General features: G+C 58.7%; 20 protein-coding genes. 18 read left to right on the top strand and 2 right to left on the bottom strand.

Annotated features, from left to right (window positions below):
* The first annotated feature begins 14 nt into the window (after window positions 1–14).
* From AAC060_RS08420 to AAC060_RS08370, 11 genes are all read left to right on the top strand, one after another.
* Window positions 15–452: a CoA-binding protein gene (locus AAC060_RS08420; protein WP_339824940.1), complete on the top strand. Its 438-nt coding sequence runs from the start codon at window positions 15–17 to the stop codon at window positions 450–452.
* Entirely contained in the window at window positions 442–2,730 is a 2,289-nt protein-coding gene (locus AAC060_RS08415) for a molybdopterin cofactor-binding domain-containing protein (protein ID WP_339824937.1), read from the top strand. The genes AAC060_RS08420 and AAC060_RS08415 overlap by 11 nt, the downstream gene beginning before the upstream one ends.
* Window positions 2,727–3,734 carry a ferrochelatase gene (hemH, locus tag AAC060_RS08410; RefSeq protein WP_339824935.1) on the top strand — a complete coding sequence of 336 codons (1,008 nt, stop codon included), beginning with the start codon at window positions 2,727–2,729 and terminating at the stop codon, window positions 3,732–3,734. The genes AAC060_RS08415 and hemH overlap by 4 nt, the downstream gene beginning before the upstream one ends.
* Window positions 3,725–3,988 carry a ribbon-helix-helix domain-containing protein gene (locus tag AAC060_RS08405; protein ID WP_339824933.1) on the top strand — a complete coding sequence of 88 codons (264 nt, stop codon included), beginning with the start codon at window positions 3,725–3,727 and terminating at the stop codon, window positions 3,986–3,988. The genes hemH and AAC060_RS08405 overlap by 10 nt, the downstream gene beginning before the upstream one ends.
* Before the next feature lie 9 nt (window positions 3,989–3,997).
* Window positions 3,998–4,375 (top strand): fluoride efflux transporter CrcB, encoded by a 378-nt coding sequence (gene crcB / locus AAC060_RS08400; protein WP_339824930.1) that lies wholly within the window; start codon window positions 3,998–4,000, stop codon window positions 4,373–4,375.
* 68 nt (window positions 4,376–4,443) lie between these two features.
* The gene (locus tag AAC060_RS08395) at window positions 4,444–5,661 is read left to right on the top strand and encodes an RluA family pseudouridine synthase (protein WP_339825546.1); all 1,218 of its coding nucleotides are present in this window, start codon (window positions 4,444–4,446) and stop codon (window positions 5,659–5,661) included.
* Window positions 5,661–6,296 carry an FMN-binding negative transcriptional regulator gene (locus tag AAC060_RS08390; protein WP_339824928.1) on the top strand — a complete coding sequence of 212 codons (636 nt, stop codon included), beginning with the start codon at window positions 5,661–5,663 and terminating at the stop codon, window positions 6,294–6,296. Before AAC060_RS08395 ends, AAC060_RS08390 begins: the two co-directional genes overlap by 1 nt.
* Window positions 6,293–6,949, top strand: coding sequence for an HAD-IA family hydrolase (locus AAC060_RS08385; protein WP_339824925.1), 657 nt, complete (start codon window positions 6,293–6,295; stop codon window positions 6,947–6,949). Before AAC060_RS08390 ends, AAC060_RS08385 begins: the two co-directional genes overlap by 4 nt.
* On the top strand, window positions 6,946–7,248 hold the full coding sequence (locus tag AAC060_RS08380) for a hypothetical protein (RefSeq protein ID WP_339824922.1): 303 nt from the start codon (window positions 6,946–6,948) through the stop codon (window positions 7,246–7,248). Before AAC060_RS08385 ends, AAC060_RS08380 begins: the two co-directional genes overlap by 4 nt.
* Window positions 7,245–7,943 carry an ATP12 family protein gene (locus AAC060_RS08375; RefSeq protein WP_339824920.1) on the top strand — a complete coding sequence of 233 codons (699 nt, stop codon included), beginning with the start codon at window positions 7,245–7,247 and terminating at the stop codon, window positions 7,941–7,943. The genes AAC060_RS08380 and AAC060_RS08375 overlap by 4 nt, the downstream gene beginning before the upstream one ends.
* Before the next feature lie 55 nt (window positions 7,944–7,998).
* A complete protein-coding gene (locus AAC060_RS08370; RefSeq protein ID WP_339824917.1) occupies window positions 7,999–9,441 on the top strand; it encodes an AMP nucleosidase in 1,443 nt (480 codons plus the stop codon).
* A 42-nt stretch (window positions 9,442–9,483) separates the two neighbouring features.
* Here AAC060_RS08370 and AAC060_RS08365 read toward each other — a convergent pair whose 3' ends face one another.
* The gene (locus AAC060_RS08365) at window positions 9,484–10,134 is read right to left on the bottom strand and encodes a cation transporter (protein WP_339824915.1); all 651 of its coding nucleotides are present in this window, start codon (window positions 10,132–10,134) and stop codon (window positions 9,484–9,486) included.
* Between the two features lie 68 nt (window positions 10,135–10,202).
* Here AAC060_RS08365 and AAC060_RS08360 point away from each other — a divergent pair, with 68 nt between their 5' ends.
* Window positions 10,203–10,628 (top strand): helix-turn-helix domain-containing protein, encoded by a 426-nt coding sequence (locus tag AAC060_RS08360; RefSeq protein WP_339824913.1) that lies wholly within the window; start codon window positions 10,203–10,205, stop codon window positions 10,626–10,628.
* Here the strand turns inward: AAC060_RS08360 and AAC060_RS08355 are convergent.
* The gene (locus AAC060_RS08355) at window positions 10,597–11,553 is read right to left on the bottom strand and encodes a tetratricopeptide repeat protein (RefSeq protein WP_339824910.1); all 957 of its coding nucleotides are present in this window, start codon (window positions 11,551–11,553) and stop codon (window positions 10,597–10,599) included. The genes AAC060_RS08360 and AAC060_RS08355 overlap by 32 nt on opposite strands.
* 196 nt (window positions 11,554–11,749) lie before the next feature.
* Here AAC060_RS08355 and AAC060_RS08350 point away from each other — a divergent pair, with 196 nt between their 5' ends.
* The 6 genes from AAC060_RS08350 to AAC060_RS08325 all read left to right on the top strand — a co-directional run bounded on the left by AAC060_RS08350 (window position 11,750) and on the right by AAC060_RS08325 (window position 20,923).
* The gene (locus AAC060_RS08350; RefSeq protein ID WP_339824908.1) at window positions 11,750–14,245 is read left to right on the top strand and encodes a cyclic nucleotide-binding domain-containing protein; all 2,496 of its coding nucleotides are present in this window, start codon (window positions 11,750–11,752) and stop codon (window positions 14,243–14,245) included.
* Between the two features lie 47 nt (window positions 14,246–14,292).
* Window positions 14,293–15,126 (top strand): hypothetical protein, encoded by an 834-nt coding sequence (locus AAC060_RS08345; protein WP_339825544.1) that lies wholly within the window; start codon window positions 14,293–14,295, stop codon window positions 15,124–15,126.
* 15 nt (window positions 15,127–15,141) lie between these two features.
* The gene (locus AAC060_RS08340) at window positions 15,142–16,947 is read left to right on the top strand and encodes a cytochrome c3 family protein (RefSeq protein ID WP_339824906.1); all 1,806 of its coding nucleotides are present in this window, start codon (window positions 15,142–15,144) and stop codon (window positions 16,945–16,947) included.
* Window positions 16,948–16,974: 27 nt separating this feature from the next.
* Window positions 16,975–17,823 carry a phosphodiesterase gene (locus tag AAC060_RS08335; RefSeq protein ID WP_339824904.1) on the top strand — a complete coding sequence of 283 codons (849 nt, stop codon included), beginning with the start codon at window positions 16,975–16,977 and terminating at the stop codon, window positions 17,821–17,823.
* 170 nt (window positions 17,824–17,993) lie between these two features.
* Complete coding sequence (locus AAC060_RS08330) at window positions 17,994–20,195, top strand: M3 family metallopeptidase (RefSeq protein ID WP_339824901.1); 2,202 nt, start codon at window positions 17,994–17,996, stop codon at window positions 20,193–20,195.
* Window positions 20,196–20,317: 122 nt separating this feature from the next.
* The gene (locus AAC060_RS08325) at window positions 20,318–20,923 is read left to right on the top strand and encodes an SOS response-associated peptidase family protein (protein ID WP_339824898.1); all 606 of its coding nucleotides are present in this window, start codon (window positions 20,318–20,320) and stop codon (window positions 20,921–20,923) included.
* The last annotated feature ends 53 nt before the right edge of the window (window positions 20,924–20,976 follow it).

Below are 20,976 nucleotides of genomic sequence, written 5' to 3'. Positions count from 1 at the left end.
ATAGGAATGGCATCATGCTGCTGAAAACTGATCAGGAAATAGCTGAACTGCTGACGTCGACAAAACGCATCGCACTGGTCGGCGCATCGAACAAACCGGAGCGCGCGAGCAACGAGGTTTTCAAGTTTCTGCTCGGACAGGGCTATGATGTGGTTCCGGTCAATCCGGTTCTTGCCGGACAGTCACTATATGGTGTGACCGTGGTTGAATCGCTGGCGGACATCGAAGGTGAGATCGATATGGTCGATATCTTCCGCAATTCCGAAGCCGCCGGTGAAACGGTTGACGAAGCGATCGCAGTCGGTGCCAAAGCAGTCTGGATGCAGCTCGCCGTGATCAACGAAACAGCAGCTGCGCGCGCAACAGCAGCCGGTTTGAAGGTCGTCATGGACCGTTGCCCGAAAATGGAAATACCCCGGCTCGGTTTGCTGAAGGAGCCCCATGGCGGCTGAAACAAAAATTGAGCAGGTTGAAGATTCGTCCAGCGGATTGAGCCGACGCAAATTCCTGATCGGTGGTGCCGCCGGTGCCGGTTTGGTTGTTGCCTGGACGATCTGGCCCCGCAGCTACGAACCCAATGTCGCCGCCACCGAGAATGAGCAGATTTTCGGCGCTTTTCTGAAAATATCCGAAGCCGGACAGGTCACGGTGGTCGTGCCGCAAAGCGAAATGGGGCAGGGCGTCTATACCGTGCTGCCGCAAATTCTTGCCGACGAACTCGGTGCCGACTGGCGCACCGTTGCGGTTGAACCGGCTCCGATCAATCCCCTGTACAGCAATGGTCTGCTGGCCGAACAATGGGCAGAAAGCCTGATGCCTGCCGGAACCGGAAAACTGGCAGAATATGGAGCGGTGCAATGGATCGCGCAGAATGTCGGTGTCCGCGATCAATTTCTCGTGACCGCGGATTCGACGTCGATCCCGGCTTTCGCAGAAAGCTTTCGCGAAGCGGGTGCCGCAGCGCGCGTCCTGCTGACCAAGGCAGCGGCTGCCCGATGGGATGTGGCCTGGGAGACCTGTACGGTCGAGAATGGCGTGATCTCCAGCGGCGACAAGAAACTGCGCTTCGGCGAAGTGGTTCGCGATGCAGCCGCGCAGACTTTGCCCGACCCCGTTCCGCTCCGTCCGGCAGGCGAAGGCAATTTGATCGGGCAGGATGTGCCGCGCCTTGATCTGCCCAGCAAACTGGACGGTTCTGCCAATTTCGCCGGCGATATCCGGCTGCCGGACATGGTGTTCGCCGCGATCCGGCAAGGACCGATTGGCGAAACCCGGCTGAAATCATTCAACCGCGCGGGGGCAGGCAAGATCACCGGCTTTATCGACGTGGTGCAAAGCGAGAAATGGATCGCGGCTGTGGCGACCAACTGGTGGGCGGCCAATCGGGCGCTGGATAAAATGATTCCGGTGTTCGAGACCAAGGGTTTCATGGCCAATAGCGACAAGATCGATACGGCCTTGCAGGAGGCGCTGGAAGGCGGGCCCGGCATACGTTTTGTGTCGCGCGGCGATACCAGGGATGTGTTTGACGACGATAATGTCTATCGGGCGCGCTACCAGGCCGAAGCTGCTGTGCATGCTCCGATCGAAACGCGGACGGCTACCGCAGAATATAAGGATGGCGGACTGGAACTGTGGATGGCCACTCAGGCTCCGGTCGCGGCCGTCAATGCGGCTGCCAAAGTCTTGAATATCGGTCAGGACCGTGTGACCCTCTATCCGATGTTGAGCGGCGGCTCGTTCGACCGCAATCTTGATAATGAGATCGCCGGACAGGTGGCCCAGATTGCCAAGAAAATGGGACGACCGGTGCAGCTGGTCTGGTCGCGCGCCGAAGATTTGATGCACGATCATTACCGGGCACCGAGCCAGGCGCGGCTGGACGCTGCGATGGCCAAGGCCGGGCGTGTCGAAGCATTGCAGATTAAAATCGCCGCTCCGCCATCCTCCCGCGAACAGGTCAAGCGGCTGTTTGACGGGGTGGATAATGTGGAGGCGATGCGGTCCTCGATCGGGGAAGCCGATAGCAAGGCTGTGGCCGGTCTCGAGGTGCCCTATGATATTCCCAATCTGACCGTCGATCACCATAGCGCCTTCGTCGGTGTGCCGACGGGAAACTGGCGCAGTAACGCCCATAGCAGCAATATATTCTATCTCGAATCGTTCATTGACGAGCTTGCGGCTAAGGCCGGCATCGAGCCTTTGTCCTTCCGCATGCAGATGATGAACAATGCGCCACGACTGACCCGCTGTCTGACCGGCGTTGCCGCGATGGCCGGATGGGACGGCGGTCTGGACGGCAGCGGTCAGGGCATGGCCTGCCACAGCATGCGCGGCGGTCATATTGCCGTGATCGCGAGCGCGAGCCGGGGGACCGGCGGTCTCGAGGTCAGCCGCATTTCGGCGACCGTAGACATCGGCCGGATCATTCACCCCGATATCGCCCGGCAACAGATTGAAGGGGGCATCGTCTTCGGACTGGCGATGGCTCTGGGCAGCGCGACCCGGTTTCAGGACGGACTGCCGACGGCGAAGCGGTTGCGCGATCTGTCCCTGCCGCGGCTGGCGGAGATCCCGCCAATCCAGATAGAATTTCTCAGAAGCGACGAAAAGCCTGCCGGTTACGAAGAGCTCGGTGTTCCAGCAGTTGCACCGGCTGTCGCCAACGCGCTGTTTTCGGCAACCGGCACCAGGTTCCGGCAATTGCCCTTGTTCGGGGAAGTATCATGAGAGCCATCGGACCATTGCCATCGGATCATCCGCCGGTTGCGGCGAAAAAGATCGGCGTGTTGCTGGTCAATCTCGGTACGCCCGACGCGCCCGAGAAGAAAGCGGTCAAACGCTATCTCAAGGAATTTCTGTCGGACAAGAGGGTGGTCGAGATTCCCTCGATCATCTGGCAGCCGATATTGCGCGGGATCATCCTCAACACCCGACCGGCTAAATCGGCTCAGGCTTATAGCCTGGTCTGGACCGAAGACGGTTCGCCGCTGGCTTTCTACACGCGCAAGCAGGCGGAGAAGCTTGTCGGCAAAATGGACGGCGTGATAGTCGACTGGGCAATGCGCTACGGCAATCCGAGTATTGCTTCCCGGCTCGACGCGATGAAAGCAGCTGGATGCGACCGCATATTGGTCGCGCCGCTCTACCCGCAATACAGCGGTGCCACCACCGCGAGCGTGCATGATGCGGTATTCGACGCGATTGCCGCGATGCGCTGGCAACCGGCGATCCGGTTGCTGCCCGCCTATCATGATGACCCGGCCTATATCGATGCGCTGGCGACCAGTCTCGAGCGCGATATTGCGGCGCTGGATTTTGTGCCGGATGCGATTGTCGCCAGTTTCCATGGCATGCCGCAACGCACGCTGGAACTGGGCGATCCCTATCATTGTCACTGCCAGAAAACCGCGCGGCTGCTGTCCGAGAAGATGGGCCGCGAACTGGTCGTGGCTTTCCAGTCGCGATTCGGCCGGGCAAAATGGCTGGGCCCGGCGACCGACACCGTGCTGGAGGCGCTGGCAGGGCAGGGAAAGAAGAATATCGCGATCTTCGCGCCGGGCTTTTCCAGTGACTGTCTCGAAACCTGCGAGGAACTGGCGATACGGGGCAAGGAGCAATTTATATCCGGCGGCGGCGAAAAATTTGCCTATCTGCCGTGCCTCAATGATAGCGAAGCCGGCATAGACATGCTGGAGACACTGGTGCGACGGGAATTGGCCGGGTGGATATAGAAAAGCCCGAAATCTTTCACCCGCCGGTCAAGCGCAGCATCACCATTGCCGGGCATCAGACGTCGATTTCGCTCGAACCATTATTCTGGGATATGCTGAAAACGGCGTCGGACAGTCGCGGTCTACCGCTCAATGCATTGGTCGCGCGGATCGACGTCGAGCGGATCTCCGCAACGCAACCGCCGGGCCTCGCGACTGCCATTCGCTTGTGGCTTACCAATGATATGCTTGGAAAAATGACTCAAGCCGACTAAGGGACGCCCATGAACGCTACCCTTCTTGTCATGGCAGGCGGTGCGATGGGTGCGGCTGGACGCTATCATCTCGGCCGTCTTGTCTTTCATCTTGCTCCCGTGAGTTATCCCATTGGCACTTTTGTCGCTAATGTGACCGGTGGTTTGTTGATGGGTGTGCTGGCTGGTGTGCTGGCCCGCAGCAATTTTGTCGATGAGCCGTGGCGGCTGTTGCTTGGCGTTGGCCTGCTTGGTGGTTTTACAACTTTTTCGGCCTTTAGTTTGGAAGTTCTCAATATGATCGAACGCAGTGAATGGGGCATCGCAATGATATATGCCTTGGTCTCCGTCGTCGGTTCCGTGCTGGCCCTGTTTGCCGGCCTTATGGCGGTGAGGGCACTGGCATGAGCGGCTTTGACCCCACAGCCGAAAGCGGCTCCGACGAAGAATCGCCCCAGGGCTCGCCCAAGGAACAGATGCAGGCGCTGAAGACACTCGATGTCCGGCAATTCACGGTTTCTCCCGATGACGACGATATTCGCGTCGACCGCTGGTTCAAGCGGCATATGGAAGATGTCCCCTTCAATATCGTGTCGCGCTGGGCGCGGACCGGGCAATTGCGGCTGGATGGCAAAAGAGTCTCGCCGGGTGACCGGATTCAGGCCGGACAGGTCATGCGCGTACCGCCACAGGAAATCGAACGGCCGGGCCGCGTTGCCAAAGCCAAATCAGACTTGTCACAGGACCAGATCGATTTTGCCCGGGAACTGGTGATTCACAAGGACAAGGCCGCGATCGTGGTCAACAAGCCTCCCGGCCTGGCGACGCAAGGCGGCAGCAAGACGACAACCCATCTCGACGGACTGCTCGACGCGCTGACCTATGATGCGAAATCGCGACCGAAACTGGTCCACCGACTCGACAAGGACACCAGCGGCGTAATCCTGCTGGCGCGTTCGCCGGGGGCAGCAGCCTTTTTCTCGAAACGCTTTTCCGGTCGCGACGTGCGCAAGGTTTACTGGGCGCTCGTCATGGGCGTGCCGGAGATTGCCGATGGCGTGATCGATCTGCCGCTCTCGAAGCAGCCGGGTTCCGGCGGCGAGAAAATGCACGTCGACGAAGAAAACGGCCAGTCAGCCAAATCGCGCTACCGGATTATCGAACGGGCCGGCAACCGCGCTTGCTGGGTCGAATTGCAACCCCATACCGGGCGCACCCATCAGTTGCGTGTGCATATGGCGGCTATCGGCCATCCGATTGTCGGCGACGGCAAATATGGCGGCAAGGATGCGTTCCTGACCGGCACGATCAGCCGCAAGATGCATTTGCACGCACGGCGGCTGCGGATCGAGCATCCCGACGGCCACAATCTGGACGTGACCGCGGACCTGCCGACCCATTTTGCGGAATCTATCGATAATCTCGGTCTCGACCTGATCCTCGGTGATCTTCCGCTCGACGAGAAGAAGCCGGGCGGCAAAATGGTCCGCAAACAGCAAGCCAAGGCGCACGCCAAGATGATCCGCAAGGACAAGCGCGGCGAACGTCGTGGCCGTGGCGAAACCGATGGCAAGCCGACCAAGGCGGGCAAACCGACCAAGCGGGAACGTCCGAATGCCGGCAAGGCGACGCACAAGAAGAACATGCCGCACAAGGCAAAGGTCAAACAGGCTCTCCACAAGAAACCCAAATAATGCATCCGGATCCCGCCTTCCGCTGGCCCAAATCGGCCAATGATCATCAGGACGCCGACGAGCGGGCCGCGCTCGAGGCGATGATTGCCGATATCGGTTTCGGGATGTTCTTTGCGGAGACGCCGGATGGCCCGCGGGTCGCGCATGTACCGGTGTTTTCGACCGGCGACGGCGCGCTGCAATTCCACCTGTCGCGTGGCAATGCGCTGACCAGGCATATCGCCAACGGCAAAGCGCTGTGCGTGATCAACGGTCCCGACGCCTATATCAGTCCGGACTGGTACGGGATCGACGATCAGGTGCCGACTTGGAATTATCTGGCTCTGGAGCTGGAAGGCACGGTCCGCCAGATGGAGCGTGAAGGCCTGATCAGTCTGCTGGACGACCTGTCAGCCCGGAACGAAGCGAAGCTGACTCCCAAAAAACCGTGGCATCGGGACAAGATGGACCCGGAAAAATTCGACAAGATGGTCGACGCGATTGTCGGCTTTGAAATGGAAATATTGGCCTGGCGCCCAACCGCCAAGCTTGGCCAGAACAAACCGGCTGCGGTGCGGGAAAAAGCCGCTGCGGCGCTGGATGCTACCGGTCGCCGTGCGATGGCCCATCTGATGAAGGAATTCGGGACAAGATGACCAACAAGCTCGCCTTGTTCGACTGCGACGGCACGATGGTTGATAGCCAGGCGAATATCTGCGCCTCGATGGATCAGGCCTTTGAAAAACACGGACTGATTCCGCCCGATCATCATCTGGTGCGCCGGATCGTCGGCCTCAGCCTGATGGAAGCGGTGGCGCAATTGCACCCGGAAGGCGATGACACGATCGTCGCCGCGGTGACCCAATCCTATAAAGACGGCTTTCGCGAGTTGCGTCAGACGGGCGGTGTTCACGAACCGCTTTATGATGGACTGCTCGAAATATTGGAAGAATTGGAAGCATCCGGCTGGGTGTTGGGCGTGGCCACGGGCAAGTCGGATCGCGGTCTTCGCCATGTGCTGGAAACCCACGGGCTTTCTGATCGTTTTGTCACGTTGCAGACCGCAGACCGGCATCCGTCCAAGCCGCATCCGGCGATGGTCGAGCTGGCAATAGCCGAAGCCGGCGCCTCGCCCGAGACCACGGCGATGATCGGCGATACAAGCTTCGATATGGAGATGGCGGTCAACGCCAGGGTGCGCGCGGTCGGGGTCGACTGGGGCTATCATGACGAGCATGAACTGATCAGCGCCGGCGCCGAAGTCGTGGCGGCCACCATGGCGGATTTGAACGGAATATTGAACCGATGAGCGAACCGATTGATGACGAACCCGAGTATATTCCCGACCCGATAAAGGAAAAACAGGCCAAAGCTGTGCATTTTCTGGTCAGTTTTGTCCGTTTACTCGGCGTGGTGCTGGTGATGCTCGGATTGGCTATCGTGCTCGATCGCCTGCCGCCGGTTCCTCCGCTTTCGGGCTATCCGCTGATCTTTTTGGGCATGGCCCAGATGTGGGCTGCGCCGGTCTGGATCATCCGCAAATATATTCGCGCCCGGGTCGCCGAAGAAGCAATGGCCAAAGCGGCAGAAGGCACGGACGCTCCATGAAACGTTTCTACAAGGACGTATCGGTATCGCCGGTCGGCGACGCCTTTGCGATCTCGCTCGACGGACGTCCGATGAAGACACCGCAGCGCAACCAGCTTGCCGTGCCGATGCCCGGACTTGCCGACGCGATTGCGGCTGAATGGGCGGCGCAGGGCGAGGATATCATTCCCGCGTCGATGCCGCTGACCGGTCTGGCGCAGGGCGCGCTTGATCAGGTCGAAAGCGAGCGCGACCGGATCGTCGGTCGTATCGCCGCTTTTGCCGACAGCGACATGCTCTACTATCGCGCTGATGAAGGTCAGCAGGCGCTGATCGACCATCAGGCAGAACATTGGGACCCGTTGCTCGACTGGGCGCGGCAACGCTATGATGTCGGCTTCAATCTGATCCACGGCATCCGGTATGAAGCACAGCCGGAAGACACGATCACGCGTCTGGCCAATGTGGTCGAGGCGCAGGACGGCTTTACCGTCGCCGCGATGCTTTCCCTTGTCGGCCTGTCCGGCTCTTTGATCGCCACTCTGGGTCTCGTGGAACAGACCCATGATAGCGAAACGCTTTGGCCAATCGTCAACCTCGAAGAACTTTGGCAGGAACAGCAATGGGGCCGAGACGACGTGGCCGTGGGGATGCGCAATCTCAAACAGGCGGAATTCGAGGCAGCGGCCCGCTTTCTCGAACTTTCCCGCCGTTAGTTTTTCCCTTTGCCCTGTTTTTCCGTTAAAGGGCTGAAACTGTAACGGAGACTACATGACAACCGATTCCACTCTATGCGCCACGCCAGCCGAAGCCGTGGCCTTGCTTGAAAAACTCTATACCGAACAAATCGCAGTCACGGCGACACGCTTTGCCCGCTATGCGACATCGAAATTGTCGAGGGACGATCGTCAACAGGGTCTTTACCCGCAGATCAGTGTCCAGATTCCGGCCGATCAGGCGACCGAAACCAGCCATCTGGCATCGGGGCATCTCGCGGATATCAACACATACCGGACGACGATAACCGAACCGAAATTATACCGTCTCTATCTGCTCGACCAGCTGGAACGTATCGACACCACCTTTACCGCTAAAATCTGGGTCGGCCTGTCGGACACGCCGATACCGCTGGCCTTTGCGCTCGAGGATGCCGGTGCCGGGCTCGACCGGGCGAAGAAGGAAAAGCTGCCCAATTATTTCCACACGCCAAATCTTGTCAAAACCAATGACGAAATCGTCGATGGTGGCCAGATTTTCCAAGGCGAGGAAGCCTCTGCGCTGGCTTTGTTCACCGCCGAGCGGGTCGATTATTCGCTGCACCGGATCCGCCATTATTGCGCGACCGCGCCCGAGCATTTCCAGCCCTTCATCCTGTTCACCAACTATCAGCGCTATGTCGACGAATTTGTCGAACATGGCCTGAAGGAAGTGACATCCGGCAAAGCCACGATGCTGGTCGAACCCGGCAACCGGATCACCGGTCAGGATGGCAAGCCTTCCGCTCCGCCCATCGCCAAGCCGCCGCAAATGCCGGCCTATCATCTGGTCCGCAGTGATGGTCGTCCCGGCGTGACCTTGGTCAATATCGGCGTCGGTCCGAGCAATGCCAAAACGATTACCGACCATCTCGCGGTGCTCCGCCCGCACGTCTGGCTGATGATCGGCCATTGCGGCGCGCTCCGCCGGACCCAGCGGCTCGGTGACTATGTCCTTGCCCACGCTTATTTGCGCGACGACAACGTCCTCGATGACGTGCTCCCGCCCAGCATTCCGCTGCCGACAATAGCCGAAGTGCAGCTGGCGCTCACCCAGGCGGTGCAGGAAGAGACCGGCATCGACAAATCCAAGCTCAAGCAGCAATTGCGCACCGGCACCGTGGTCACCACCGGCGACCGCAACTGGGAACTGCGTTTCGAACAGATCGCCAAGCGGCTCAACCAGTCCCGCGCCATCGCGATCGATATGGAATCCGCGACCGTCGCCGCCAACGGCTATCGCTACCGCGTGCCCTACGGGACATTGCTCTGCGCCTCGGACAAGCCGCTGCACGGAGAGATCAAGCTGCCCGGCATGGCGGACGCTTTCTATCAGGAACGCGTGGGCCAGCATCTCGCGATCGGACTGCGCGCGATCGACCTGCTTGCGAAAGAAGCGGAAGCCGGAACACTGCACAGTCGCAAGCTGAGGAGTTTTGGCGAGCCGTTGTTCAGATAAAGCTTGTTCTGTTTCTCAAGCGGAGAGGATGTATCACCCTCTTCACCGATCCTCCGCTCGTTTCGCCTCTGCGCTCACCGAGCGCATCTCGCTGCGGGCTTGCCAGACTATCTGCCAGCCGCCGCTGATCGCCAGCGCCGCCAATAGGCCGGCGACCGCCAGATCGGGATAGGCGCTGCCCGTCTGGAACACGCCGAGCGCCGCGATCATCACCGCGACATTGCCGATCGCGTCGTTGCGCGAACATATCCATACCGAGCGCATATTCGCGTCACCGGTGCGGAAACGGTATAGCAGCAAGGCAACGCCGACATTGGCGACCAGCGCCATCGCGCCGACGATTCCCATCATTTCGGCATGCGGCGCGGTGCCGTTGATGAAGGCGAGGATCGCCGTCACCAGCACCCAGAGCCCGAATGAGAGTAATGTTATACCTTTCAGAAATGCGGTGCGAGCGCGCCAGCTCAGCGCCATGCCTGCCACCACCAAACTGATCGCGTAATTGGCGCTGTCGCCGAAGAAATCGAGGGCATCGGCCTGCAGCGCGCGTGAGTCTGCTGCGGCACCGGCGGCAAATTCAAAGATGAACATGCTCGCGTTGACGGCGAGCGCTATCCACAAAGCCAGCCGCCAGCGCGGGTCATTCAGCGACGCCTGATCGTCTGTTCCGCTTCCACAACAATTTCCGGCCATCAAATTTCCCTAGACAATTTGCGATTCGTCCCTAGCTATGCACCCTGTAGTAACTATAGGGTCAAGCAATGAAAATAGGGGAACTGGCAAAGACGACCGGGACGAAGGTCGAAACCATTCGCTATTATGAAGCGTCGGGGCTGCTGCCAAAACCGGCCAGAACGCAGGGCAATTATCGCGACTATGAACTCTCCCATCTGGAACGGTTGATGTTCATACGGCGGTCGCGCGACCTGGGCTTTACGCTGAAGTCAGTCCGCGAATTGCTGACACTGGCCGACGATAATGCAGAGCCTTGCGGTGCGATCGATGAAGTGGCGTCGGCGCATCTGCTCGCCGTCGAACAGAAAATCGCCGATCTCACCGCCCTGCGCGACGAATTGACGCTTATGCTGCAATGTTCCGGCGATGGCACGGTCGGCGACTGCCGCATCATTTCTTCGCTGGCGTCGAGGAGCTTGCCTAAACCCCTAGTGCCGCAGCCGCTTCCCTGATCCGTTTCGCTTCTGCTCCGTCATTCTTAAACGCTTTCAGTCCCCGATCCAGTGCCTGTTTCGCCTGCACCGTCTGGCCCAGTTGCATGCGGCTGCGGATCAGCATGATCCAGCCGTTGGCATCCTTGGGATTGGCTTGCAGCCGCTTGTCGAGCCCGTCGACCATATTGGCGATCATCGCTTCCTGCTGACCGGGGGGCAGGGCAGCCGCCTCCTTCATTTCAGCGCTGCTGGGTCCCGGGATCGCCGCGGTGGCGACTGCGGGGCCGTCGGTAGAGATACCGCCGGTGGGTGCCGCCGGTGTTGCCTTGGCGAGACGCGCGGCGACATCAATGCCTTCATTCTCCGCCACCTGGCCAATCACGCGGCGGATATCGGTGGCATAAGGCGCGTCGGCAGGCGTGTCGGCGAGAAGTGCAAACCAGTCATCGATCGCGCCCTTATGGTCCCCGGATATGTCTTTCTGCACCGCGAGGAAATAGCGTGCGCGCGGGTCTTTTGCGTCATGCTTCAGCGCATTGCGAAAAGCTTCGGCGGCGTCAGGCGGGACCTGCTGGCCATCGCTGGTCATGACCAGGGCTTCCCCCAGCATCGACCAATATTCCGGATTGTCGGGATCAAGCGTGGTCGCGCGTTTCATTGCCGTTGCCGATTCCGCAAATTTTTGCGTCTCGAAATAGCTCCAGCCCAGCATCCGCCAGCTTTCCGCGTCATCGGGGTTTTCCTGCAGCTTCTTCTCCAGCCCGGCGATGACCTCGTCTACGCTCGGCGCGGTTTCTGTATCGGTAGCGGCGACTGACGAGCTTGCGCCAGAGTCGTCGGTCGTGCTGCGATAGACCTGCACTCCGACAGCAGCCAGTGCCAGCAGAGCCGCTACTATCAGAGCGATGCGGCTGATATTCATCGAAAATGCTGGTTTCGCCATGGTCATTCCTCAAGCTATTTTGTGTCGTGATATTGTCGCGCAGAGATACGGAGCGATCCACTGCCTGACAAGCGCGGAGATGACTGTGATATTTTGCACTGGCAATGAAGAGGCTTTTTGGTAAGATACTGCCAAAGTTCAATCTTTTGGGTCGCGCTACAACCGGGCAGTGAACTGGACCGGGTCGACATGACGTATGAGGGTGCGTCGGGTCGAAAATCAATTGGGGGGAAGCAAGCGCGTGTCGGACAAGTTTCGAGTAGTCATAATCGGGTCCGGACCAGCCGGCATGAGCGCCGCTGGGCGCGCTGCGCAGCTGAAGCTGAAACATGTACTGCTCGAGAAAACCGATCATCTGTCCGATACCATCTACAAATATCAGAAGGGCAAGCATGTCATGGCGACGCCCAGCCAGCTGGTGTTGCGTTCGGACATGGAATTTGACGCGGGCAAGCGCGAAGCCATTCTGGGGACATGGGACGAACAGACCGCCGGTCATGGCGTGAATGTCATGTATCAAGCCGAGCCGGTGAAGATCGAGGGTGACGAAGGCAATTTTACCATCACCCTAAAAAACGGTGATACGCTACTGGCCGAGACCATCGTCATGGCGATCGGGACGCAAGGCAATCCCAATCTGATGCGCTGTCCCGGCGGCGACAATAAGCTGGTGCAATATCAGCTCGATGATCCCGGTGAATATTATGACGAACATATCACGGTCATCGGATCGGGCGACGCGGGTATCGAAAATGCGCTGGGTCTTGCCGCCGATGCGGCGCAGAATAATGTTGTCACCATTCTCAACCGCTCGGCGGAATTTGCCCGGGCGAAGAAGGCCAATGTGAAGCTGCTGATGGAAGCGGGCGAGCAGGGCAAGGTCAATATCCGTAACGAGACGACGCCGGCCGAGGTCAAGGATGGCGAGCTGGTGCTGGAAACCCGCGACGGCCAGGAAGTGATCAAATGCGACCGGATCATCGCCCGCATGGGTAGCGCGCCACCGCGCAAGTTCGTCGAAGAATGCGGGATCGAATTTACCAGCGAGGATCGCGAAGCCTATCCCAAATTGTCGCCGGCATTCGAGAGCACCAAGAAGGGCATATATGTCATCGGTGCGCTGGCTGGCTATCCGCTGATCAAGCACTGCATGAACCAGGGCTATGATGTTATCGAGTTCATCAACGGCAACACAGAGCTGAAGCCTGCCGACGAACCGATACTCGAAGCAAAATTTGCCAGCCTGCCAAAACGCCGCTCGGTCGACGAATGGCTGGAATTCTTCCGCTCCAATGTGACCATTCTTAACGATCTGTCCCCTTTGCAGATGCGCGAGTTCATGCTCGACAGCGAGCCGCAAAGCTATCGCCGGGGCGAAGTGATTTTCGAGAAAAGCGATCCGGGTAGTTCGCTGTTTGCCATTGCCGAAGGTTCGGTGGCGGTAGAAATCAATCCGGACGATCCCTCGATCACCGTGCCGATCGAACAGGGCTCTATCTTTGGCGAAGTCGGTCTGATTTCCGGACGCCGCCGTGGCGCGACGATCAGGGCGGCTGAAGATGTCATATTGGTCGAAATTTCGCGCACGGCTGCGCTCAAATTGCAAGCCTCGGTCCCGGCCGCCAAACGCCGGATCACCCAGATATCCACCGAGCGGCAATTGCTGCAGATGTTCGGATCGGGCCTGACCAAGGAAGATATTGTCGAGGTCGTCGAGTCCAGCGAGATTATCAATGTCCGGGCCGGCGAGACGATTATCGAGGAAGGTGGCGACGGCAATGATATTTACGTCATTCGCGTCGGATCGATGGTGGTCGAGAAACAGATTGGCGGCAAGCCGGTGTTCCTGTCCTATCTGCCGGCCGGCTCCTATGTCGGTGAAATGACGCTGATCGCCGGTGGCTATCGCACCGCGACGGTCAAAGCTGCGATCAAGTCCGAAGTGATCAAGATCAACGGCGATGCGTTCAAGAAAGTGCTCGATGCCCATCCCGATCTTCTGCGCAAGGCGAAGAAGGAAATGGCGGCACGGCAGGATATCAACGCCTTTGTCGAGGCGAAAAAGGACAGTTTCTCGGGCGTGGTCGACATGTATTCGGGGATCGCCAATTTCCTGGTGGACAATGGCATTGGCGAAGCCACGGATGTGCTGCTGATCGACGAAAATCTCTGCGTCGGTTGCGACAATTGCGAGAAAGCCTGCGCCGACAGCCATGAAGGCCTGTCACGCCTCGACCGCGAGGCGGGGCGCACCTACGCGCATCTTCACGTCCCGACCAGTTGCCGTCACTGCGAGCATCCGCATTGCATGTCCGACTGTCCGCCGGACGCCATCCACCGCGGCCCTGATGGCGAAGTGTTCATCGATGACACCTGCATTGGTTGCGGCAATTGCCAGCGCTATTGCCCCTACGGGGTGATCCGCATGGACAAGGTGCCGCCGAAGAAACCGGGCATATTGAACTGGCTGCTGTTCGGTTTTGGCCCTGGCCCCGGAGAGCCCGACAAGAATTGGGTATCCGACCATAGCGATCCTGCGGTCGAAAAACCCAAGAAGGCGATCAAATGCGACATGTGCGCCGGGATCAAGGGCGGGCCTGCCTGCGTCCGCGCCTGTCCGACCGGCGCCGCTATCCGCGTGGCTCCGGAAGAGTTCCTTACCGTCTCCAAACTTGAAGCGGAGGATGTGTAGTGGCTAGCCAGGCGATATCCGCAAAATCCGGGCGCAAGAAAGTCGTGATGCACGACGGTTTCCTCAGGCACGCCGGTTTCCGCTGGCTGAAAATTTCGGCGGCAATCATGCTGGTCTGCATCGTAAGTTACCTGTTTATTGATGTGTCGCCGCGCCATAATGGCGGCAGCTGGTACGGCTATACGCTGGGTACGATTGGCGCGCTGCTGATCCTCTGGCTGACCATGCTCGGGGTGCGCAAGCGGGCAATGACGCCGGGCCAATGGTCGCTGAAAGCCTGGACATCGGCGCATATCTATCTTGGCCTCAGCCTGATCGTGATCGGCACGCTGCACACCGGGTTCCAGCTCGGCTGGAATATCCACACCGCCGCCTATGTGTTCATGATGATCGTCATCATTTCCGGCATCGTCGGCATCTATTTTTACGTCACCATCCCGAAAGCGCTGTCCGACAATCGCAACGAGATGACCGAGACAGAGATGCTCGAAAATCTCCGCTCGCTTGACCGGCAGTTGCACGAGGCGGCACAGCCTCTATCGGGCGAACATGCCGCTCTGGTGCTACAGTCGCTCGAGCAGGACCCGTTTGGCGGCGGCTTCTTCCGGCGGATTTCCGGAAAATATCCCGATTGCGCGACCCGACAGGCACAGGCTGATCTGCGTCGCGAGCGGGCCTATCAGCCGAAAATGGGCAGCGATGATCCGCTCGACAAGGTCGATGCGCTGCTCGAGAAAAAGGAAGCCACACTTGCCCGCGTCCGTCGCCATCTGAAGCTCAAGGCGATGCTGCAAGTCTGGCTGTTTGTCCATGTTCCGATGACCTTCGCGCTGATCGCTTCGCTCACCGCGCATATCATCAGCGTCTTTTTTTACTGGTAGGATGGAGATCCAGATATGACCTTCATTGTTCGCCAGATCGCGACCACCGCAGATGGCCGGGAAATTATCCGGTCCAATCCGTTTCCAGCAGACGAGATTGGCATTGGCCGCAGCACAACAAACGCGATCCATTTGCCAGACCTTGCGGTCAATCCTGACCATGCCATTATCAGCAAGCGCGACGACGGGCAGATCATCGTTGAAAGCACTTCGGGCCAGAACTTCACGCTCGACGGCAAGCACCGGATTTCGGTCACCATCGATCCGTCCGCCGGTGCCGAGCTCGGCTTTGGCGGCCATGTCATCGTCGTCAGCCAGGAGGGCGACGATATTGTCCTGACGGTCAAGCGGGTCGAGGCCTTGTCCGATTCCGCCGAAACGCGGAACGAGAAGACTCTCTATACACTCAAGGACCTGCTGCCGAGCAAGCGGCTCACCGCCTGGGGCTTTGTCGCGCTGGTGCTGGCCGCATTCCTGATCTGGCCGATCTATACATGGTCGACGTGGCGCGGGGTCGAGGAACGACCTGACCAGTTTTACGCCGACAGCATGTGGTCATCCGGCGCGCTGAGCAGCGCTCATCATGCGCTCGAAAAAGACTGTCAGGCCTGCCATGTCGATGCCTTTGTCACGGTCAAGGACCAGACTTGTCTTACCTGTCACCAGGAAGATGCGCACGACCACGCCGCCAAGCCGCGACTGCTGACCGCGCGCGGTGAACCGGAAGGTTTCGGGAAAATCGGAGCAGCCTTTGCTTCTGCGTTTAACAAACCACCGGGCAGGTGTGTCGAATGTCACAGCGAGCATGAGGGCAGCGGTGCTATGGAACCGACTGCGCAAAAATTCTGCGCGGATTGCCACAGCGGGATGGATGAACGTTTGACCGACACAAAACTGGAAAATGCGTCGGATTTCGGCATCGAACATCCACAGTTCCGGCCCGCGGTCCTGGTGACTCCGGGTGGCAAGGATCCGCTGCGCAAGAGAGTCTCGATCGACAGCAAACCGATCGACAATAACGGCCTCAAATTTCCGCACGACGTGCATCTGTCGAAGACCGGCGGAATCGCGCAAATGGGGCGGAGACTGTCGAAAGACTTTGGTTTCGGCTCCTCGCTGGTCTGCAAGGACTGCCATACAGCCGATCCGAAGGGCGTGCGTTTTGAACCCGTCGATATGAAGGAAGACTGCAGCATGTGCCACAGTCTCGCCTTTGACGAGATCGGCGGCACTGTCCGGACCTTGCGCCACGGCGAACCGGCCATGGTGCAGGCCGATCTTCAGGCTTATTACCGTTCCACCCGCCCGACCCGTCCGATCAATCTCGGCGGGATGAAGCGCCGCCGTCCCGGGGCCAGCAACGAAATCCGTGTTGCCAGCGACTATGCCCGAGCCGTCCAGTTCCGTCCGAGCCGCGCCAATCTGGCGATCAGTCAGGTATTCTCGCGCGGTGGCGCCTGTTTCGACTGCCACGGCATTACCCCGCCAACCGCTCGCGGCCGGGTTGATTACGGGATCAAGCCGGTGACGCAAACCGATCGCTATATGCACAACGGCTGGTTCAGCCATGACGCCCATATCGAGGAGACGTGCGAGAGCTGTCACAATGCGCCGACGTCCAAGCAAGCAACCGATCTGCTGCTGCCGGGCATCAAGACCTGCCGCGAATGTCATGGTGGCGAATTCCAGAAAGCGTCCGACGTGCCCTCGACCTGCGCGATGTGCCACGACTATCACGCCGACGATGGCGCTCCCTGGCTGATCAAGGAACAACAGAAAGACAAACAGGCCAAGCCGGAGAAACAGATTGCCTGGAAATAGGGCAGAGGGAAAAAGGGGAGGGCGTCCATGTTGATGGCGCAGATCACGGATATTCATCTCGGTTTCGACCCCGATAATCCGGCGGAATTCAACCGCAAGCGGCTCGATCAGGCGATCAAGACCATTTGCGATATGAGTCCACAGCCCGACCTGTTGCTGGCCACCGGTGATCTGGTTGATCGCGGCGATCAGGAAAGCTACCGGCGGCTTGAAACCGCGTTGGCGGCCGTGCCGTTCCCGGTCCACATGTGTCTCGGCAATCACGATCTGCGGGCGCCGTTCCGCAAACAATTCCCGGCCGTTCCTACTGTGAGCGGCTTTGTCCAATATGAGATCGACACGCCGGAACTCCGGCTGCTGTTTCTCGATACGCTCGAGGAGGGCAGGCACGGGGGCGCGTTCTGCGAGGTCCGCGCGAAATGGCTGGCTGACAGGCTTGTGGAAAATAGCGAAAAACCGACCATCCTGATTCTCCATCATCCGCCGATAGAAAGCGGCATCGACTGGATGGACACCCATCCCGATGAGCCTTGGGTCGCGCGCCTGGCCGATACGGTTGCCGGCCATGATAACGTCAAGGGCATGATCACCGGGCATTTGCATCGCAATATTTCAACCTGGTGGCAGGATATCAGTCTGGCGATTTGTGCTTCGACCGCACCACAGGTAGCATTGGATCTGGATCCGATTGATCCGGAAAATCCCGACGGCCGCAATATGATCGTTGCCGATGCGCCGGCCATTGCCCTGCACTGGTGGAACGGCCGCCAGCTGGTCAGCCATTTCGAGACGGCAGAAGAACATGTCCTGCTGGCCCGCTATGACGAAAATCTGCAGCCTCTGGTTCGTGCGCTGCTGGCCGAAAGACCCTCATAGTCGCTTTTTTTGATGTCGTTCATCGATGCTAAATCGTCGTTCGTCTAATAACTGATTTCCAGCGCAACCTTTTTTGCGTTTCCGCTTCGCATTGGCTAGACCATCCCCAAATACACGTCAGGTGCTTTTGAGAGATCCGCGACAGCGGTCCCATATTTGGAGAAAAATACATGCGATTCACGATATCCACCCGCAAATTCTTTCTGGGCGTGTCCAGCGCCGCGCTATTCGGCGCGACCGCGACACCCGCTCTGGCCGACGATCATGGAAAAAAAATGACAACAGCAGAATTGAACAAAATGAGCGCCATGCAGGCGACCACCGCAGCGGCCAGCGAAAATAGCATCCTCCAGAAATGGACTGGCCCTTATGATGGCGTGCCGCCGTGGGATGAAGTGAAAGTCTCCGATTTTCCTGCCGCTTTTCAGGCGACAATGAACAAGATCCAGGCCGAGGTGAACGCGATCCGCGACAATCCGGCTCCCGCTACATTCGAGAATTTCACTATACCGATGGAACTGGTCGGCAATGAAGCCAATGACCTGTTCGCGATCTGGGGCGTGCACAGCAGCAACCTGTCCAACGACCAGATCCGCGAAATCCAGGGCGAATGGATGCCGAAGGTCTCGGCGTTCTTCGACCAGCTGACCCTCGACCCGAAATTGCTCGCCAAGACCAAGGCGGTTTACGACAATCGCGCATCCGCCGGACTGGACGCGCAGCAGACCCGTCTGGTCGAGCGCAATTATGAACAGCTGGTGCGCGATGGCGCTCTGCTCGACGGCGCGAAAAAAGAAACGCTGATCGCCTACAACACCGAATTGTCGAAGGCGTTTAACGAATTTTCCAACAAGGTTCTGGCCGATGAGGAAAGCTTCATCTTCCTGACCGACGAAGCCGATCTGGCTGGCCTGCCGGACAGTTTCGTCGCTTCGCTCGCTGAAGCGGCCGAAGAACAGGGCAAGACCGGCTGGGCGCTGAAAAACACCCGTTCGGTTATGCAGCCGTTTCTGGAGAACAGCACCCGTCGCGATCTGCGGGAAAAAGTCTATACCGCCTATATCAACCGCGGCGACAATGGTGACAAGAATGACACCAACGCGACCATCGCCAAGATCTTGAAGCTGCGCGCCGACCGCGCCAAGCTGTTGGGCTTCAAGACCCACGCCCATTACCGCATGGCCGATACGATGGCGAAAGAGCCGGAAGCGGCGATGGACCTGATGATGAAAGTCTGGCCAGCCGCCGTCGCCCGCGTCGGTGAAGAAGTTGCCGACATGCAGGAAGTAGCCGATGCCGAAGGCGCCGGGATCACCATCGCGCCGTGGGATTATCGCTATTATGCGGAGAAGGTCCGCAAGGCGAAATATGACCTCGATTCCGCCGAGATCAAACCCTATTTCCAGCTCGACAAGATGATGGATGCGCTGTTCGACGCGGCGGGCAAGCTTTACGGCATGACCTTCACCGAAACCACCGGCAGCATTCCGGTGTTCGATCCCGAGGTTCGCACCTTTGAAGTCAAGCGCGGCGACAAGGTCATCGGCGTCCAGTTTTTCGACAATTATGCCCGCAACGGCAAGCGTTCCGGCGCGTGGATGACCACCTACAAGGATAGCTACAAGCTGGGTGGCAAGAATAATTACACGATCTCGTCGAACAATAATAATTTCGTCAAGGGCGGTGACGGCGAGCCGACTTTGATCAGCCTCGACGATGCCTCGACCCTGTTCCACGAATTCGGTCACGCGCTGCATTATCTTAACTATGACATCACCTATCCGGGTCTTGCGGGCACACCGCGCGACTTTGTCGAATATCCGAGCCAGGTGAACGAGAACTGGCTGATGACGCCTTATATCCTCTCGACCTACGCCACCCATTACAAGACCGGCGAGCCGATCCCGAAAGCACTGGTCGACAAGATCCAGGCGTCAAAAACCTTCAACGAGGGTTTCTCTACGGTCGAATATCTGTCCTCGGCGATCGTCGACATGAAATTGCACAATCGCGCTGAACCCGTCACCGATCCCGACAAGTTCGAGCGCGAGACTTTGACCGAAATCGGCATGCCGAAAGAGATCGTGATGCGGCATCGCTTGCCACAGTTTAATCACCTCTTCTCTTCGGACGGCTATTCGGCCGGCTATTACAGCTATCTCTGGTCGGAAACGATGGACGCCGACACCTGGGCCGCCTTTGAAGAAGCGGGCAGCCCGTGGGACAAGACCACGGCCGAGCGCTTCCGCTCGATCCTGCTGGCGACCGGCAATGAAACCGACCGCAAGGAAGCCTACCGCAAATTCCGCGGCCGCGATCCGGAGGTCAAATATATCCTCAAGAAGCGCGGTTTTCCTGTACCGGGTGAATGAGACTGAGGGCGACGCGGTGAATTAGGCCGCTGTTACCTGGATAAAGTTTGGAAAGGGGAGTGCGGTTGCGCTCCCCTTTTTTTGTTGAAACGACCTAAAGTGTTTGTGGCTGGTGCAGAGTCATGCACATTGCAGCCATGTGCAATCACTATCAAAACCACCCCGAAGCCATTCCCACATGGCAGCAATATATCGGCTCTGATGCCATTCCGCCGTTTTCCAAAATAAAGATCGATATCTGGCCGACGTATCAAGCCGTGGTTGTGCGCATCGATCAGGGGCAGAAGATGCTCGACAGCATGCAATGGGGCGTGCCGCTGACCATGAAGGGCAAGCGCCCTGGGACCACGGTGACCAAGCGCATCACCAATGTTCGCAACCTGTCGAGCTCGTTTTGGAGATCTATGCTGGCAAAGCCCCAACATCGCTGTCTTGTTCCCTTCACCCGTTTTGCCGAGCCAAAGCCCAACGCGGGACGGGAGGAATGCTGGTTCGCGGTGAAGGAAGCGCCGCTATCCGCCTTTGCCGGAATCTGGAGACCATCCAATGAAGGCCATGTCTTCGCCTTCCTGACGTGCGAGCCCAATCCGCTGGTAAAGCCTGTCCATCCCAAGGCGATGCCAGTGATCCTGCAGCCGGATGATTATGACAACTGGCTGGCTGGCGACGATGCCGGAGCGCTGGCAACGCCCTTTCCTTCGCAGCTTATGGCGATGGCCGACCAATAGACGGTGCGTGACACGCCATCTCCCAAAAACAAAAAAAGGGCGCGCCATCCATC

Origin of the sequence: uncultured Parasphingorhabdus sp., from assembly GCF_963975555.1 — a bacterium.
Classification (GTDB): Bacteria; Pseudomonadota; Alphaproteobacteria; order Sphingomonadales; family Sphingomonadaceae; genus Parasphingorhabdus.
The sequence above is the reverse complement of the archived record's forward strand: the minus strand, read 5'-3'. Positions and strand labels throughout refer to the sequence as shown.